The following is a 13,785-nucleotide window of genomic DNA, read 5'->3' on the forward strand; positions in this document are numbered from 1 at the left end:
GGGGCGCCGGGGCCGGTCCGGTCACCGGGCGACCGCCCGCCTCCCCCGTGGCGGCGGGCGGCTCGCCACGGCCCCCGTCGGCGGTCCGATCCCGGCCGGCGCCGGGGCAGGCAGGGATCGGTCACCTCGACGTCAGTCTGCCCGGACCGGGTTGACCGTGGACGCCGCCGGGTTGACTCTCCGTGCCGCGCTCACTCCGCCTGGCCGGCCCGCCAGGCCTGCGGCCCGACGCCGTGCGCCCTGCGGAAGATCCGGCTGAAGTGCGCCTTGTCGGGGAAGCCCCAGCGGGCCCCGATCGCCTGGATCGGCTGGCCGCGCAGGCCCGGGTCGGCGAGGTCGTGCCGGCACCGCGCCAGCCGCAGCTCCCGGATGTACGACGCGACCGTCGACTCCTCGGCCGCGAAGAGCCGGTGCAGGGTACGCAGCGAGACGTGGTGCGCGTCCGCCACCACCTGCGGGCTCAGCGTCGCGTCCCCGAGGTGCCGCTGGATGTACGCCCGCATCTGGGTGACGAGGGCGCGCCTGCGGACCTCGGCCGGCACCACGTCCTCGGCCACCAGGTGCCGACCGAGCATGGTGGACGCCAGGTCGAGCCCGACGGCGCCGAGGCGGGTGGCGTCGGCGGCGTGGTACTGCTCGGGATGGTGGGCGATCTGGAGGAGGAACTGGGCGAGCAGCGCGCCGATCCCCTCGGTGCCCGACATCCGGCCACCGAGCAGCGGCGCCAGCCGGTCCGGTGACAGTGGCAGCGCGGCGTGCGGGATGAGCGCCACGACGGACCGGGCCGGTTCGCGGCCGTCGTCGTCGCCGAGGTGCCGCACCCCGTGCGGCCGCGACCCGTCGTAGAAGATGAACTCATCCGGCCCCAGCACGCTGCTCCGGCCGGCCTGGCTGGCCGCGCCGTCCCCGTCGACGGTGAGCGCCAGCGTGTAGATCTCCGGGGCCGACTCGCGCCCCAGCCTCGGCGTCCGGACGCCCTCCAGCGACGGGTATCGGTAGTTGACCACCTGGATCGGGCCGAGCTCGACGATCTCCGCCCGGGCGGTGAAGTCGTGCGCGTGCTCGGTGCGGATCCGCAGCGGCGAGGCCGTACGCGCCACGAGGTCGAGCCACATGTCGAAGCGTTCGGCCGCCGGCACCTGCTCGGTGTCGACGACGGTCGGCCGAAGCATCCGCTCCCCCGTCCTCGCGCCGGTCCGGTGCCCATTGTCCATCGTGGGCGCCCGCCCCGCCCAGCGCGTTTCCCGGCCCCGGCTCCCGCCCAGCCCAGCGCGCTTCCGGCCCGGCGCCCGCCCCGCCCCGGGCCCCCGGTCGACGGGGCCGGGTCAGGCCGTGGCCGTCCGGCCCTGGATCAGCACCTCGACGCCGTCGAGGATCCGGTCGAGGCCGAACTGCCACTCCGTGTCGAACACCTCGTCCTGCTGTCCCTCGGCGCTCTCCGCCAGCAGCTCCCGGATCGACGGGTAGGCGCCGTGCCGGGTCAGCAGGGCGAGCTGCTGCCAGTACCGCATCCCGGCGTCGTCGGGGTCGAGCTGTTCGCGCGCCGCGGCCTCGTCGAGGTCGGCGGTGAGGGTGGCCCAGTTCCGGGCGTACCCGCTGACCAGCATGATCGTCGAAAGCCGCTCGATGCCGTGCAGGCCGGTGCCGTGCAGGGCGGCCAGCCCCTGCTCCATCCAGCGCACCTGGTTGGGGCCCAGCGGCGGGCCGCTGATCGGGACCTGCCGGATCCACGGGTGGCGGTGGATGGCCGTCATGTTGGCCAGCGCCCAGCGGGCGAGTGCCGGCCGCCAGCCCTCGCCCGGGGCGCGTGGCGCGGGCGGGTCCCCGTACGCGGTGTCGGCCATGAGTTCCAGCAGGTCGTTCTTGGCGGAGACGTAGCGGTAGAGCGACATGGTCGCCACGCCCAGCTCGCCGGCGACCCGGCTCATCGACACCGCCGGCAGCCCGTCGGCCTCGGCCACCCGGATGCCGGCGGCCACCACCTGCCGCATCGTGAGGCTGCGCCGGGGTCCCTTGCCGGGTCGTTCCCGCAGGCCCCAGGCGAGCTCGATGCTCTCCGGCAGCTCGACGTCGGCGTCGCTCATCCTCACCTCCCGGTACGCGGTGTTGACCGTCATCCTAGCTTCTGCGTATGGTGCACGCAGAACAGCGTATGACGTACGCAGAAAGCGGAGAGTGAGGGGCGATGGGAGTGACAGACGCGGCGGTGGAGACCGTCGACCTACGCAGGTCGTACGGCGGGGTGGCGGTGCTCGACGGCCTGAGCATGCGGGTCGCCCGGGGCAGCGTGCACGCCCTGCTCGGCCCGAACGGGGCGGGCAAGACCACGACCGTCCGGATCCTGGCCACGCTCACCACGCCGGACGGGGGCGTGGCCCGCGTGGACGGCCACGACGTGGTCCGCGACCGGAGCCGGGTCCGGCGGGCGATCAGCCTCGCCGGCCAGCACGCGGCGCTCGACGACCAGCAGACGGGCGCGGAGAACCTGCACATGATGGCCCGGCTGGCCGGGCTGGCCCCGGCCGCCGCCCGGCGGCGCGCCACGGACCTGTTGGAGCGCTTCGACCTGGTCGCCGCCGGCGGCCGGCGGGTGGTGACCTACTCCGGCGGGATGCGCCGCCGGCTCGACCTCGCGGCCAGCCTGGTCGGCCAGCCGTCCGTGATCTTCCTCGACGAGCCGACCACCGGCCTCGACCCGCGCAGCCGGCAGGGGCTGTGGGAGGTGGTCGCCGAGCTGGCCGGCGCCGGGGTGACCGTGCTGCTCACCACGCAGTACCTGGAGGAGGCCGACCGCCTCGCCGACCGGATCGCGGTGCTGCACGGTGGCCGGCTGGCCGCCGAGGGCAGCGCGGGCGACCTCAAGCGCCGGTTCGGCGCCCACCGGCTGGAGCTGACGCTGCGTGACGCGCGGAGCTTCGCCGAGGCGACGCACCGCCTCGGCGGGCGCGTGACGCACCGCGACCCGGCCCGGCTGGAGCTGGCGGTCGCCACCGACGGCGGCGCGCCGGAGATCCGCCAGCTGCTCGACGAGGTCGATCCCGACCGGCAGGGGCTCGCCCGGTTCGCCGTCCGCGAGGCGACCCTGGACGACGTCTTCCTCACCCTCACCGGCGACCCGGTGCCCGCCCGACGGGAGGCGGCCGGTGTCTGAGCTGACCCTGCGACCGACCCGTGCCGGCGAGGCCCTCGTCATGATGGCGCGCTGCGTACGGCTGTCCCGGCGCAACGTCGACGCGCTGCTGACCTCGCTGCTGCTGCCGGTGCTGCTGATGCTGCTCTTCGTCTACCTGTTCGGGGGCGCGATCGACACCGGCACCCGCTACGTCACCTACGTCGTGCCCGGCGTCCTGCTGCTCTGCGCCAGCTTCGGCGCGGCGACCACCGCCGTCAGCGTGACCACCGACCTGACCAACGGGATCATCGAGCGGTTCCGCACGATGGACGTCAGCGCCACCGCGATCCTCGGTGGGCACGTCGCCGCCAGCATCGCCCGCAACACCGTCTCCACCGTGCTGGTGCTGGCCCTCGCCGTCGCCATCGGCTTCCGCCCGGCTGTGGACCCGCTGCGCTGGCTGGCCGCGTTCGGGGTGCTGCTGCTCTTCCTGCTCGCCGTGTCCTGGCTGTCGGCCGCGTTCGGCCTGCTGGCCCGCACCCCGGAGGCCGCCAGCGGCTTCACCTTCCTGGCGATGTTCCTGCCGTACCCGAGCAGCGCCTTCGTGCCGGTGGAGACGATGCCGGGCTGGATCCGCGGCTTCGCCGACCACCAGCCCGTCACGCCCGTCATCGAGACGCTGCGCGCCCTGCTGCTGGGCACCCCGACGGGCACCGCCCCGGCCCTGGCGGTGGCCTGGTGCCTCGGCGTCCTGGCCGTCTCGGTGCCCCTGACCGCCGTGCTGTTCCGCCGCCGTGTGGCCTGACCGCCACCACCTCGGGGGTACGCGACGGCGGCACCGGACCTCGTCCGGTGCCGCCGTCGTCGTCTGCGCGTCAGTCGTTGAGCACCTGGGAGAGCCGGTCGCGGAAGCGCCGCTCGGAGTCGCTGACGACGTCACCGCCGAGGCCCAGGATGCCGCCGCTGGAGGCCGCGCCCACCACCTGCTCGGCGATCTCCACCAGCCAGTGCTTGTAGGCGCCGGCCTCGCCCTCGTCCGTCCGGGCGGCCAGCAGCACCGCCGCCTCCCTGGCCCGGCCCAGCACGTCCTCCAGGTAGGCGCGCGGGTCGGACGGCGCGATGACCGGCATCTCCTCGCCGGCCTCCGGGTCGCCCACCCGGGTGACGATCTCGCCGGCCACGGCCGCGACCAGCGGGCTGGCCGACTCCCGGCCGGCGGCGATGGTCTCCAGCCCGGCCGCGTTCTCGGCCATGGTGCGTCGGGTGCCGTCGGACTCGGCGGCGCTCGCCGCGGTCAGCACCGACTGCGGCAGGCCGACCAACAGCCCCCACTCCTCGTCGGAGAAACCGAATCCGGTGTACGCCGGCTGCTCGATCACGGCAAAGCCCCTTTCCGCACTGATGTCGCTCGTCGTCCACGGCCCCGGCCAGCGGTGCCCGGCTCAGGCTAGTCGAGGGTCAGCAGGCCCTGTTCGGACACCACGCTGACGGACAGCGTCTTGTACCCCACCTCGTCGAAGAGAACCGTCATCCGGTCCTCCTCGTAGCTCAGCACCAGGCCGTGCCCCCACTCCGGGTGCCGGACCTGGCTGTGCACGGGGAAGGGCCCGACCGCGCCGTCGTCGGGGGTGCTGGTGCCGGCGTGGCAGTTGTCGCAGTGCCCGCAGACCTCGGTCATCTGCTCACCGAAGTAGGCCAGCAGCGTCTGCCCCCGGCAGGCGGTGGTCTCGGCGAAGGCCCGCATCATGTCGGTACGCGACCGGGTCACGGTCTGCTGCCGCTCGGCCTCCGCCAGGGCCGCCGCGGCGGCGTCCACGGGCGCGGGGGAGTAGCGGGGGACGCCGATGCGCTGCTTCGCCCTCGGCTCGGCCGCGCCGACCTGCTCCAGCAGGGCGAGGTACTGGCCGAGCTTGCGCGGGCCGAGCCCGGTGAGCTCGCGCAGCTCCTTCTTGTTCCGTGCCTTCTTGCGCAGCAGCGCGGACAGGTCGCGCAGCTCGTCGGCGTTCGGCAGGCCGCCGCTGAAGAAGCGTTGCAGCCCGACGTCCTCGCCCTGCCACAACAGCAGCACCCGGGCCGGGGCGCCGTCGCGGCCGGCCCGCCCGATCTCCTGGAAGTAGCTGTCCGGCGAGTCCGGCAGTGCCATGTGGACGACCCAGGCGATGTTCGGCTTGTCGATGCCCATGCCGAAGGCCGAGGTGGCGACCATGATCGGCACCTGGTCGGCGAGGAACGCCTCGTGCAGTTCGGCGCGTGGCCCGGCCGCCATTCCGCCGTGGTAGTACTGGGCCGGGTAACCGGCGTCGGTGAGCCGGGCCGCCAGCTCCTCGGCGGAGCGCCGGGTGGGCACGTAGATGATGCCGGGCCGGGTGTCGTCGCTCAGCAGGGCGAGCAGCCGCCGCCACCGGTAGTCCTCGGTGGGGCAGTGCGCCACCTCGAGGAACAGGTTCGGCCGGTCCAGCCCGGAGACCACCACCTCGGGCTCGGTCAGCCGCAGCCGGGCGATGATGTCGTCGCGTACGGGCGGTGAGGCGGTGGCGGTCAGCGCCACCACCGGGGGTCGGCCGATGCCGTCGATGAGGTGGCCCAGCGCCAGGTAGTCGGGGCGGAAGTCGTGCCCCCAGGCGGAGATGCAGTGCGCCTCGTCGATCGCCACCAGCGCCGGCTTCAGCGACTTCACCTCGGCCATCCGGTCCGGGTTGGCGAGCTGCTCCGGGGTGATGAAGAGGAACTCGGCCCGCCCCTCGCGGATCTCGGTGATCGCCTGCGCCTGCTGGGCGGCCGACTCGTTCGAGCTGATCCGCACCGCACGCAGCTCCGGCCGCTGCCGCTCGTTGAGGGCCGCGATCTGGTCCTGCTGGAGGGCGAGCAGCGGGGAGATCACCACGGTCGGGCCAGGGATCAGGCTGGCCGGGATCTGGTAGATCGCCGACTTGCCGGCGCCGGTGGGCAGCACCACCAGGGCGTCGCGGCGCTTCATGACCGCCCGCATGGCGGCCAACTGGTGGGGCCGCAGTGCGGTCCAGCCGAAGAGGCTCTTGGCCGCGCGGCGCAGTGTCGTGGAGTGCGTGGACAGTTTCATCGAGGGCCGGAGGTACCCCCGGCGATCAGCGGCGAAACCGGCGGCTGACGTGATCCCGTCGCCGCCGTGTCGCCGCCGCAGAGGCGGCCCGCCGAACGCGCCCGCCGCCGGGGCGCCCGGCCGTTCTCCGGGCGCCCCGGCGAGCGGGGCGGTCAGCGTACGCGGGGGAACACCTCGCGTTGGTAGAGGTCGAGCAGGCCCTGCCAGTTCGGGCCGGTGTTGGCCACGTAGACCTCGTCGAAGCCGGCCTTGGCGTACTGGTCGATTTTCGCCAGGTGCGCGTCGGTGTCCCGCCCGCAGACGAAGGCCTCCTTCATCGCCTCCGGCCGGACCAGCTGGCCGGCCTGCTCGAAGTGCCGCGGCGACGGCAGCACCTGGGACAGCTCACCGGGCACCCCGGCGTTCGGCCAGCGCTCGTACGCGATCCGCACGCCCTCTTCCTCGGTCTGCGCGTACGCCGCCTTGAAGCCGGCCTGGCACGGCTTGTCGCCGCCGCCGTTCTCCCGGAACCGCCGGACGAGTTCGGCGTCGGGCGAGGTGTTGACGAAGCCGTCGCCGATGCGGGCGGCGAGGTCGACGGCCTTGGGGCCGAAGCCCGAGACGTAGACCGGCGGGGGAGTGTCCGGCAGCGTGTAGATCCGGGCGTGCTCGACGGTGTAGTGCTTGCCGTGGTGGTTGACGAAGCCGCCCCGCCACAGCTCGCGCATCACGTTGACGGCCTCCTCCAGCATCTCCAGCCGGACGTCGGCCTGCGGCCAGGCGTCGCCGAGGATGTGCTCGTTGAGCGCCTCGCCGCTGCCCACCCCGAGTACGAACCGCCCGGAGTGCAGGACCGCGCTGGTGGCCGCCGCCTGCGCCAGGACGGCCGGGTGGATGCGCACGGTCGGGCAGGTCACGGCGGTGGTGACCGGGAGCCGGCAGACCTGGCTGAGCGCGCCGATCACCGACCAGACGAAGGGGCTCTGCCCCTGCGCGTCCGTCCACGGGTGGTAGTGGTCGGAGATCCAGAGCGCCTCGAAGCCGGCCCGCTCCGCGCCGCGCGCCTGCTCCAGCAGCTCGGCCGGCGTGTACTCCTCGGTGGACAGAAAGTAGCCGATCCTCATCGTTCCCCCTCGCCGTGTCGTACCGGTCCAACGAGGCAGGCGGTACCCCGACGGCCGCCGTCGAACCGCGGTGCCGGCGCCGGGCGGCGCCTCAGCGCCGGAACATCGCGCGGATCGCGGCGAGCAGCAACAGGCCGCCGACGACCAGGCCGAGCAGGCGTACGCCGGGGATGTCGGCCGGGCTCGTCGCGTCGGCCAGCAGCAGGGGATCCATCCCCGAACTGTCCCCAGCTCCGCGCCCGACGACAACTGTAAGGTTTATTGACTATTTCTGCGCACGGTGTGACCATGTCAGCACCGCCGCCGGTGGCGGGCCGCCGGGCGCGGAGAAGACGGGGGTACGACGACCGCATGAGCGAGCGACACATCAGCCACCACACCGGCGGGCCGGCGTGAGCGGGCGCGACGGGAGCCTGACGGCCCTGGCCGCCGCCGTCCTCCAGCCGGGCTTCGTCGGCACCACGCCGCCACCCTGGATCTGCCGCTGGCTCGGCGAGGGCCTCGGCTCCGTGGTGCTCTTCGCCCGCAACGTGGTCGACCCCGAGCAGGTGGCCGCCCTCACCGCCACCCTGCGCGCCGAGCGCCCCGACGTCGTCGTCGCCATCGACGAGGAGGCCGGCGACGTCACCCGGATCGAGTCCGCCCGGGGCAGCTCCCGGCCCGGCAACTTCGCCCTCGGCGCGGTGGACGACCCGGCGCTGACCGAGGAGGTCGCCCGCGACCTGGGCGCCGACCTCGCCGCGCTGGGGATCACCCTCGACTACGCCCCCGACGCCGACGTCAACTCCAACCCGGCCAACCCGGTCATCGGCGTACGCGCCTTCGGCGCCGAGCCGACGCTGGTCGCCCGGCACACCGCCGCCTGGGTGCGCGGCCTCCAGTCGGGCGGGGTAGCCGCCTGCGCCAAGCACTTCCCGGGACACGGCGACACCCAGGTCGACTCGCACCACGACCTGCCCCGGATCGGCGCCGACCGGGCCCGCCTCGACGCCGTGGAGCTGGCCCCGTTCCGGGCCGCCGTGGCCGCCGGGGTGCAGGCCGTGATGACCGGCCACCTGCTGGTGCCGGCGCTGGACCCGGAGCTGCCCGCCACCCTCAGCAACCGGATCCTGGGCGGGCTGCTCCGCGACGAGCTGGGCTTCTCCGGCGTCGTGGTCACCGACGCGGTGGAGATGCGGGCGGTCGCCGACCGGTACGGCTTCGCGGCCACGGCCGTGCGCGCCCTCGCCGCCGGCGCCGACGCGATCTGCATCGGCGGGGAGCGCGCCGACGAGGGGACGGCCCGACTGCTGCGGGACGCCATCGTCGCCGCGGTCGTCGCCGGCGACCTGCCCGAGGAGCGCCTCGCCGAGGCGGCCAAGCGGGTGGGACAGCTCGCCGCCTGGACGGTGGCCGCCCGGGCCGAGCGGCCGTCCCGGTCCCGCCCGAGCGCCGCCGGTTCGGCCGTCGGGCTGGCCGCCGCCCGCCGGGCGCTGCGGGTCACCACCGCGCCCGCCGGCGTCGGCGCGCTGCCGCTGACCGGCCCCGCCCACGTGGTCGAGTTCGAGCCGCCACGCAACATCGCGATCGGTCCGGAGACTCCGTGGGGGCTCGCCGCCCCGCTGGCCGACCTGCTCGCCGGCACCACCACCGTCCGCTACGCCGAGGCCGACGTGCCCGCCGACCCGACCGCCGGGGCGGCCGGCCGGTGCGTGGTGCTGGTGGTGCGCGACCTGCACCGGCACGACTGGATGCGGGCTTCGGTGAGCCGTGCGCTGGCCGCCCGCCCGGACGCGGTCGTGGTCGAACTGGGCGTGCCCGAGCTGGTCACCGGCGCGGTCCACGTCGCCACCCACGGCGCCACCCGGGCCGCCGCCCACGCCGCCGTCGCGCTGCTGACGGGCCGCTGACCGCCCCCGCACCCCCGACCGGTGCCCCCGGGCTACGGCTCGGGGGTGACCAGGTCGGCGTACTCGGCATGGCGGCCGATGAAGGCCGCCATGAACGGGCAGCGCGGCACCACCGTCGTGCCGCGCTCGCGGAGCTGGTCGAGGGTGCCCCGGACCAGGGCCGCGCCGACGCCCATGTTCTGGAACCTCGGGTCGACCTCGGTGTGGGTGAAGACCAGCACCTCGCCGCGCGGCAGGTACGCGGTGAACCCGGCCAGCGCGTCGTCGACCAGGATCTCGAACCGGTGCTTGGCGGGATTGTCCTCGACCAGGGTGCTCACCCGGCCATTCTGCCCCCGCGACCGGCGAGCCGGTCCAGTTCCCCCAGCAACCCGTCCACCTCGTCGGCGGTGTTGTAGTGGTAGAGGCTGGCGCGCACCGCCCCGCCGCTGTCGCGCAGCCCCATCGCCTGGAAGTACTCGTACGCGTAGTAGTCGCCGGCGGAGAGGCAGAAGCCGGCCGCGCCCAGCTCCTCCTGGGTCCGCTGCGGGGAGAGCCCGGCCAGCCGGAAGGACACCGTCGGGCAGCGCCGGGCGGGGGAGCCGAGCACCGTGACGCCGGGCAGCGCGGCCAGCCCGGCGAGCAGCCGGTCCAGCAGCGACTCCTCGTACGCCCGCGCGGCGCTCAGCCCGGCGACCAGCCGCTCGCGGCGGCTCCCGGTGGCCGCCGGGTCCAGCCCGGCCAGGTGGTCCACGGCGGCGGCCACGCCGGCCAGCAGGGGGAAGCTCGGGGTGCCGTACTCGAAGCGGTCCGGCACCGCGTCGGAGGAGGGCAGCAGCTTCGCCGGGCGCAGCCGCTCCCACGTCGCCGGGGCGGCCACCATCGCGGCCAGGTGCGGCCCCGACCACTTGTAGGCGCTGGTGACCAGGAAGTCGGCGCCCAGCGCGGCGACGTCGGTGGGCCCGTGCGGCACCGAGTGCACCCCGTCGACGCAGACCAGCGCGCCGGCGGCGTGCGCGGTCGCGGCGATCGCCGCCACGTCCGGGACGGTGCCGGTCGCGTTGCTTCCCGCAGTCACCGCGACCAGCCGGGTCCGCTCGCCGACCAGTTCCGCGTAGCGGGCCGCCGGAAGCTCCGCGGTGTCCCGGTCGAACTCGGCCCAGCGCACCGTCGCGCCGGCCGCCTCGGCCGCCTGCACCCAGGGTCGAACGTTCGCGTCGTGGTCGAGCCGGGAGACCACGACCTCGTCGCCGGGCCGCCAGCCGGCACCCAGGGTCCGGGCCAGGGTGTACGTCAGCGCCGTGGCGCTCGGCCCCAGCACCACTCCGTCGGGTTCGGCGCCGAGCAGGTCGGCCACGGCCGAGCGGGCGGCGGCCACCATCTTCAGCGAGCGCCGGCCGGGCGCGAAGGCGGCGCTGCGGTTGCCCACCGCCGCGCGCATGGCGGCGGCGACCGCGTCGACGACTCCGGCGGCGGTCTGGGTGCCCCCGGCGCCGTCGAGATGGACGAAGCCCTCGGCGAGGGCGGGGTAGGCGGCCCGGGTGCGGGCGATGTCGAACGGCATGCCCGGGACCCTAACGCCCCGCCCCGGGCGCCCCACCTGCGCGGATGATCACGCCCTGCCGGAGTGGTCCGCGTCTCGTACCCTTGGCGGGGTGACGAACCGACGTGTTGCCTTCCCGCTGACCCCCACCCGCCGGGCCGCCGGCCTGTTGGCCGGCCTGGCGCTCGGCGCCGCCGTGCTCGCCGGCTGCAGCTCCGAGGGCGCCAGCACCGACTGCGGTCTGGACGCCTGCACCGTCACCTTCGACCGGGGCGTGGACGCCAGCGCCACCATCCTCGGGGTGGAGGCGAAGCTGATCGGCGCGCAGGGCGACCAGGTCACCGTCGAGGTCGCCGGCGAGCAGCTGTCGCTGACGACGGGCCAGCAGGCCACCGAGGTCGGCGGCTTCGCGGTGACGCTCGACAGCGTCACCGACCAGGAGGTCAAGATCCGGGTGTCGAGGAACCCGGGCAACTGACCCGACCGGGGCGGCGGTGGCCGACGTTTGGAAATCTTCGTATTCGGTGATTGAGGCGCCATGTCACTCACCCGGAATGCCGAAGCCACCGCCTCCCGTACGGCGAACAGCAGGTGGCTCGAGTTGTTGGCCAGAGTCGGTTTCATCGGCTACGGCATCGTGCACCTCCTGTTCGCCTGGCTGGCGTTGCAGATCGCGTTCGGCAAGGCCGGCGACGACGGCGACCAGTCCGGCGCGCTGCGCACCCTCGCCCAGCAGCCGATGGGCAAGTTCCTCGTCATCGCCATCGCGGTCGGCCTGCTCGCCATGGCGATCTGGCAGGCGCTGGAGGCGGCCGTCGGGCACCGCGCCGAGCGCGGCAAGGAGCGCGTCTGGGAGCGGATCGCCTCGGCGGGACGCACCGTCGTCTACCTCTACTTCGCCTGGACGGCCTTCAAGGTCTTCAAGGACGCCGGCTCCAACAGCGCCGACCAGCAGGAGGCGCTGACCGGCAAGCTCATGGAGTCCTCCGGTGGCCGCTGGCTGGTCGGCCTGGCCGGGCTCGGCCTCGCCGCGATCGGCGTCGGCCTGGTGATCTACGGGCTGATCAAGCGTTTCGAGAAGCACCTCAAGACCGGTGAGATGAATGCCAGGACGCGCCAGCTCACCCGCCGGCTGGGCATGGCCGGCTACATCGCCAAGGGCGTCGCGTACGGCATCTCCGGCCTGCTGATCATCCTGGCCGCCGTCAACTACGACCCCGAGAAGGCCCGCGGTCTGGACGCGGCACTGCGCGCGCTGCGCGACCAGGCGTACGGCCAGATCCTGCTCACCCTGGTGGCGCTCGGCATCGCCGCCTTCGGCGTCTTCTGCTTCCTGCAGTCCCGGTATCGCAAGGTCTGAACCTGGTCGATTCCGGCGTCGCCGGGCACTATTGGGCCTTTGCCCGAAGCACGTGCCCGGCGTCAGGAGGAGGAAGGAACCTGTGCAGAGCTACCTCGGGACGATCGTCGCCGCGCTCGCCGCGGCGGCGATCGCCTTGTTCGCGGTCGAGGTCGCGCACCGCGTGATCCGGCGGGTCGGTCGGCGCTCGCTGCTGCTGACCGAGCTCACCGACCACGCGCACCGGTCCATCCAGGTCGCCGCCACCGTCGTCGCCGTCCAGTTCGCCGTGCGGTTCAGCACCGGCTACGCGGTCGGCGACCAGTGGCGCCAGGTGCTGCTGCACCTGCTGGTGCTCGGCGTGATCGCCAGCGTCGCCTGGCTGGTCGCCTCGCTGCTCGTCGTGGCGGAGGACACCGCACTGGCCCGGTTCCGGGTGGACGTGCCGGACAACCGGCACGCGCGGCGGGTGCGGACCCAGGTGGTCATGCTGCGCCGGTTGACGATCGCGGTGATCGTCGTGCTGGCGGTGGGCGTGATGCTGATGACCTTCCCGGCCGTACGCGGCATCGGCGCCGGCGTGCTGACCAGCGCCGGTGTGGTCGGTGTGGTCGCCGCGCTGGCCGCGCAGAGCCTGCTGGGCAACGTCTTCGCCGGGCTCCAGCTCGCCTTCAGCGACGCGGTCCGCCTCGACGACGTCGTGGTGGTCGAGGGGGAGTGGGGCCGCATCGAGGAGCTGACGCTCAGCTACGTGGTCGTGCAGATCTGGGACGACCGGCGGCTGATCCTGCCCACCTCGTACTTCACCAGCAAGCCGTTCCAGAACTGGACCCGCACCGAGGCGGCGGTGCTGGGCACCGCCGAGTTCGACGTCGACTGGGCGGTGCCGGTGCAGGCCATGCGGGAGGAGCTGCGCCGCCTCGTCGAGGGCACCGAGCTGTGGGACGGCCGGGTCTGCGTACTCCAGGTGACCGACGCGACCGGCGGGACGATCAAGGTGCGTGCCCTCGTGAGCGCCGCCGACGCCGGCAGCCTCTGGGACCTGCGCTGCCTGGTCCGCGAGCACCTGGTCGCCTGGATCCGGGACCACCGGCCGACCGCCATGCCCCGGATGCGTACCGAGATCGGGGACGCGGAGAGCAACCTGGCGTGGCAGTGGGTACGCCCCCGCCGGCCGGTGCGCCGGCTCAACGACGCCGAGGTGCCCGACGACGCGCGGGTCTTCGGCGGCAGCGACGACGGCGACGCCCGCAGCGAGGCCTTCGTCGGCCCCGACGAGCCCGCCGAAGCCCGCCGCTGACCACCCTCCCCCCACCACCACCTCACCCGGTCCCACCTTGCGCGGCGCCCCGCACACCCCAAGGGCGGGCGCGCCCCGCCCAAGCCGGGCGCGCCCCGCCCAAGCCGGGCGCGCCCGGCCCAAGGCGCGGCGTCGATCATGCAGTTGTGGTCCCCCGCAAAAGGGGCATCGTTCGGATAAAGCCCACCACAACTGCATGATCGACCCCAGCGGTGGGCGGGGCGGGGGCCACGGGGTAGGGCGGGGCACGGGGCCAGGGTGGGTGGGTCGTGACCTGTGGGGGGCCGGGGCGTTGGAGGTGTGGGCGGGGTTGTGCCTCGTGGGGCGGCCGGGCGGAGTGCGCTGGCTCGGGAAGTTTGACCGGGCGTTTGGCGGGGACCTGCTGCGCGACGCTTCTGCACCTTCTTCCGCGCCGGGCGGCGGCTCGGGGACGCGGCGGTC

General features: G+C 74.3%; 14 protein-coding genes. 6 read left to right on the forward strand and 8 right to left on the reverse strand.

All coding sequences use genetic code 11. The features are described 5' to 3' along the window. Positions 1-191: 191 nt before the first annotated feature. Together ABZ573_RS29575 and ABZ573_RS29580 are read right to left on the reverse strand one after the other, a co-directional pair. Positions 192-1,172, reverse strand: a complete 981-nt coding sequence (locus ABZ573_RS29575) for a helix-turn-helix domain-containing protein (RefSeq protein ID WP_358122294.1) — start codon at positions 1,170-1,172, stop codon at positions 192-194. A gap of 153 nt (positions 1,173-1,325) precedes the next feature. Beyond that, positions 1,326-2,117: a TetR/AcrR family transcriptional regulator gene (locus ABZ573_RS29580; RefSeq protein ID WP_225852358.1), complete on the reverse strand. Its 792-nt coding sequence runs from the start codon at positions 2,115-2,117 to the stop codon at positions 1,326-1,328. A gap of 68 nt (positions 2,118-2,185) precedes the next feature. On the opposite strand from ABZ573_RS29580, the gene ABZ573_RS29585 reads away from it, so the two are divergent. Together ABZ573_RS29585 and ABZ573_RS29590 are read left to right on the forward strand one after the other, a co-directional pair. Continuing rightward, complete coding sequence (locus ABZ573_RS29585) at positions 2,186-3,151, forward strand: ATP-binding cassette domain-containing protein (protein ID WP_358122296.1); 966 nt, start codon at positions 2,186-2,188, stop codon at positions 3,149-3,151. Continuing rightward, on the forward strand, positions 3,144-3,917 hold the full coding sequence (locus tag ABZ573_RS29590) for an ABC transporter permease (RefSeq protein WP_225852357.1): 774 nt from the start codon (positions 3,144-3,146) through the stop codon (positions 3,915-3,917). Before ABZ573_RS29585 ends, ABZ573_RS29590 begins: the two co-directional genes overlap by 8 nt. 70 nt (positions 3,918-3,987) lie before the next feature. Here the strand turns inward: ABZ573_RS29590 and ABZ573_RS29595 are convergent, their stop codons facing one another. The 4 genes from ABZ573_RS29595 to ABZ573_RS29610 form a co-directional block, all read right to left on the reverse strand. After that, positions 3,988-4,491 carry a hypothetical protein gene (locus ABZ573_RS29595; RefSeq protein ID WP_132236000.1) on the reverse strand — a complete coding sequence of 168 codons (504 nt, stop codon included), beginning with the start codon at positions 4,489-4,491 and terminating at the stop codon, positions 3,988-3,990. A 68-nt stretch (positions 4,492-4,559) separates the two neighbouring features. Next, complete coding sequence (locus ABZ573_RS29600; RefSeq protein WP_151456110.1) at positions 4,560-6,191, reverse strand: RecQ family ATP-dependent DNA helicase; 1,632 nt, start codon at positions 6,189-6,191, stop codon at positions 4,560-4,562. 152 nt (positions 6,192-6,343) lie between these two features. After that, complete coding sequence (locus ABZ573_RS29605; protein WP_151456109.1) at positions 6,344-7,294, reverse strand: TIGR03557 family F420-dependent LLM class oxidoreductase; 951 nt, start codon at positions 7,292-7,294, stop codon at positions 6,344-6,346. A gap of 91 nt (positions 7,295-7,385) precedes the next feature. After that, complete coding sequence (locus ABZ573_RS29610; protein ID WP_255474757.1) at positions 7,386-7,508, reverse strand: hypothetical protein; 123 nt, start codon at positions 7,506-7,508, stop codon at positions 7,386-7,388. Positions 7,509-7,686: 178 nt separating this feature from the next. On the opposite strand from ABZ573_RS29610, the gene ABZ573_RS29615 reads away from it, so the two are divergent. After that, positions 7,687-9,183 (forward strand): glycoside hydrolase family 3 N-terminal domain-containing protein, encoded by a 1,497-nt coding sequence (locus ABZ573_RS29615; protein ID WP_151456108.1) that lies wholly within the window; start codon positions 7,687-7,689, stop codon positions 9,181-9,183. Positions 9,184-9,215: 32 nt separating this feature from the next. Here the strand turns inward: ABZ573_RS29615 and ABZ573_RS29620 are convergent, their stop codons facing one another. Both ABZ573_RS29620 and ABZ573_RS29625 read right to left on the reverse strand, forming a co-directional pair. Continuing rightward, positions 9,216-9,503, reverse strand: a complete 288-nt coding sequence (locus tag ABZ573_RS29620) for a GNAT family N-acetyltransferase (protein WP_151456107.1) — start codon at positions 9,501-9,503, stop codon at positions 9,216-9,218. After that, positions 9,500-10,726: a cysteine desulfurase-like protein gene (locus ABZ573_RS29625; RefSeq protein WP_358122301.1), complete on the reverse strand. Its 1,227-nt coding sequence runs from the start codon at positions 10,724-10,726 to the stop codon at positions 9,500-9,502. Before ABZ573_RS29625 ends, ABZ573_RS29620 begins: the two co-directional genes overlap by 4 nt. Before the next feature lie 91 nt (positions 10,727-10,817). On the opposite strand from ABZ573_RS29625, the gene ABZ573_RS29630 reads away from it, so the two are divergent. The 3 genes from ABZ573_RS29630 (at position 10,818) to ABZ573_RS29640 (ending at position 13,344) form a co-directional block, all read left to right on the forward strand. Continuing rightward, entirely contained in the window at positions 10,818-11,183 is a 366-nt protein-coding gene (locus ABZ573_RS29630; protein WP_311414303.1) for a hypothetical protein, read from the forward strand. 60 nt (positions 11,184-11,243) lie between these two features. Then, a complete protein-coding gene (locus ABZ573_RS29635; RefSeq protein WP_327027655.1) occupies positions 11,244-12,065 on the forward strand; it encodes a DUF1206 domain-containing protein in 822 nt (273 codons plus the stop codon). An 82-nt stretch (positions 12,066-12,147) separates the two neighbouring features. Continuing rightward, positions 12,148-13,344: a mechanosensitive ion channel domain-containing protein gene (locus tag ABZ573_RS29640; protein ID WP_358122304.1), complete on the forward strand. Its 1,197-nt coding sequence runs from the start codon at positions 12,148-12,150 to the stop codon at positions 13,342-13,344. The last annotated feature ends 441 nt before the right edge of the window (positions 13,345-13,785 follow it).

Source organism: Micromonospora sp. NPDC007220 (assembly GCF_040634035.1).
In the GTDB taxonomy this organism is placed as follows: Bacteria; Actinomycetota; Actinomycetes; order Mycobacteriales; family Micromonosporaceae; genus Micromonospora; species Micromonospora reichwaldensis.

Coding starts and splice junctions, on each gene's coding strand:
- ABZ573_RS29575 (WP_358122294.1), bottom strand. CDS start 1,172: ATGCTTCGGCCGACCGTCGTCGACACCGAGCAGGTGCCGGCGGCCGAA.
- ABZ573_RS29580 (WP_225852358.1), bottom strand. CDS start 2,117: ATGACGGTCAACACCGCGTACCGGGAGGTGAGGATGAGCGACGCCGAC.
- ABZ573_RS29585 (WP_358122296.1), top strand. CDS start 2,186: ATGGGAGTGACAGACGCGGCGGTGGAGACCGTCGACCTACGCAGGTCG.
- ABZ573_RS29600 (WP_151456110.1), bottom strand. CDS start 6,191: ATGAAACTGTCCACGCACTCCACGACACTGCGCCGCGCGGCCAAGAGC.
- ABZ573_RS29605 (WP_151456109.1), bottom strand. CDS start 7,294: ATGAGGATCGGCTACTTTCTGTCCACCGAGGAGTACACGCCGGCCGAG.
- ABZ573_RS29610 (WP_255474757.1), bottom strand. CDS start 7,508: ATGGATCCCCTGCTGCTGGCCGACGCGACGAGCCCGGCCGACATCCCC.
- ABZ573_RS29625 (WP_358122301.1), bottom strand. CDS start 10,726: ATGCCGTTCGACATCGCCCGCACCCGGGCCGCCTACCCCGCCCTCGCC.
- ABZ573_RS29635 (WP_327027655.1), top strand. CDS start 11,244: ATGTCACTCACCCGGAATGCCGAAGCCACCGCCTCCCGTACGGCGAAC.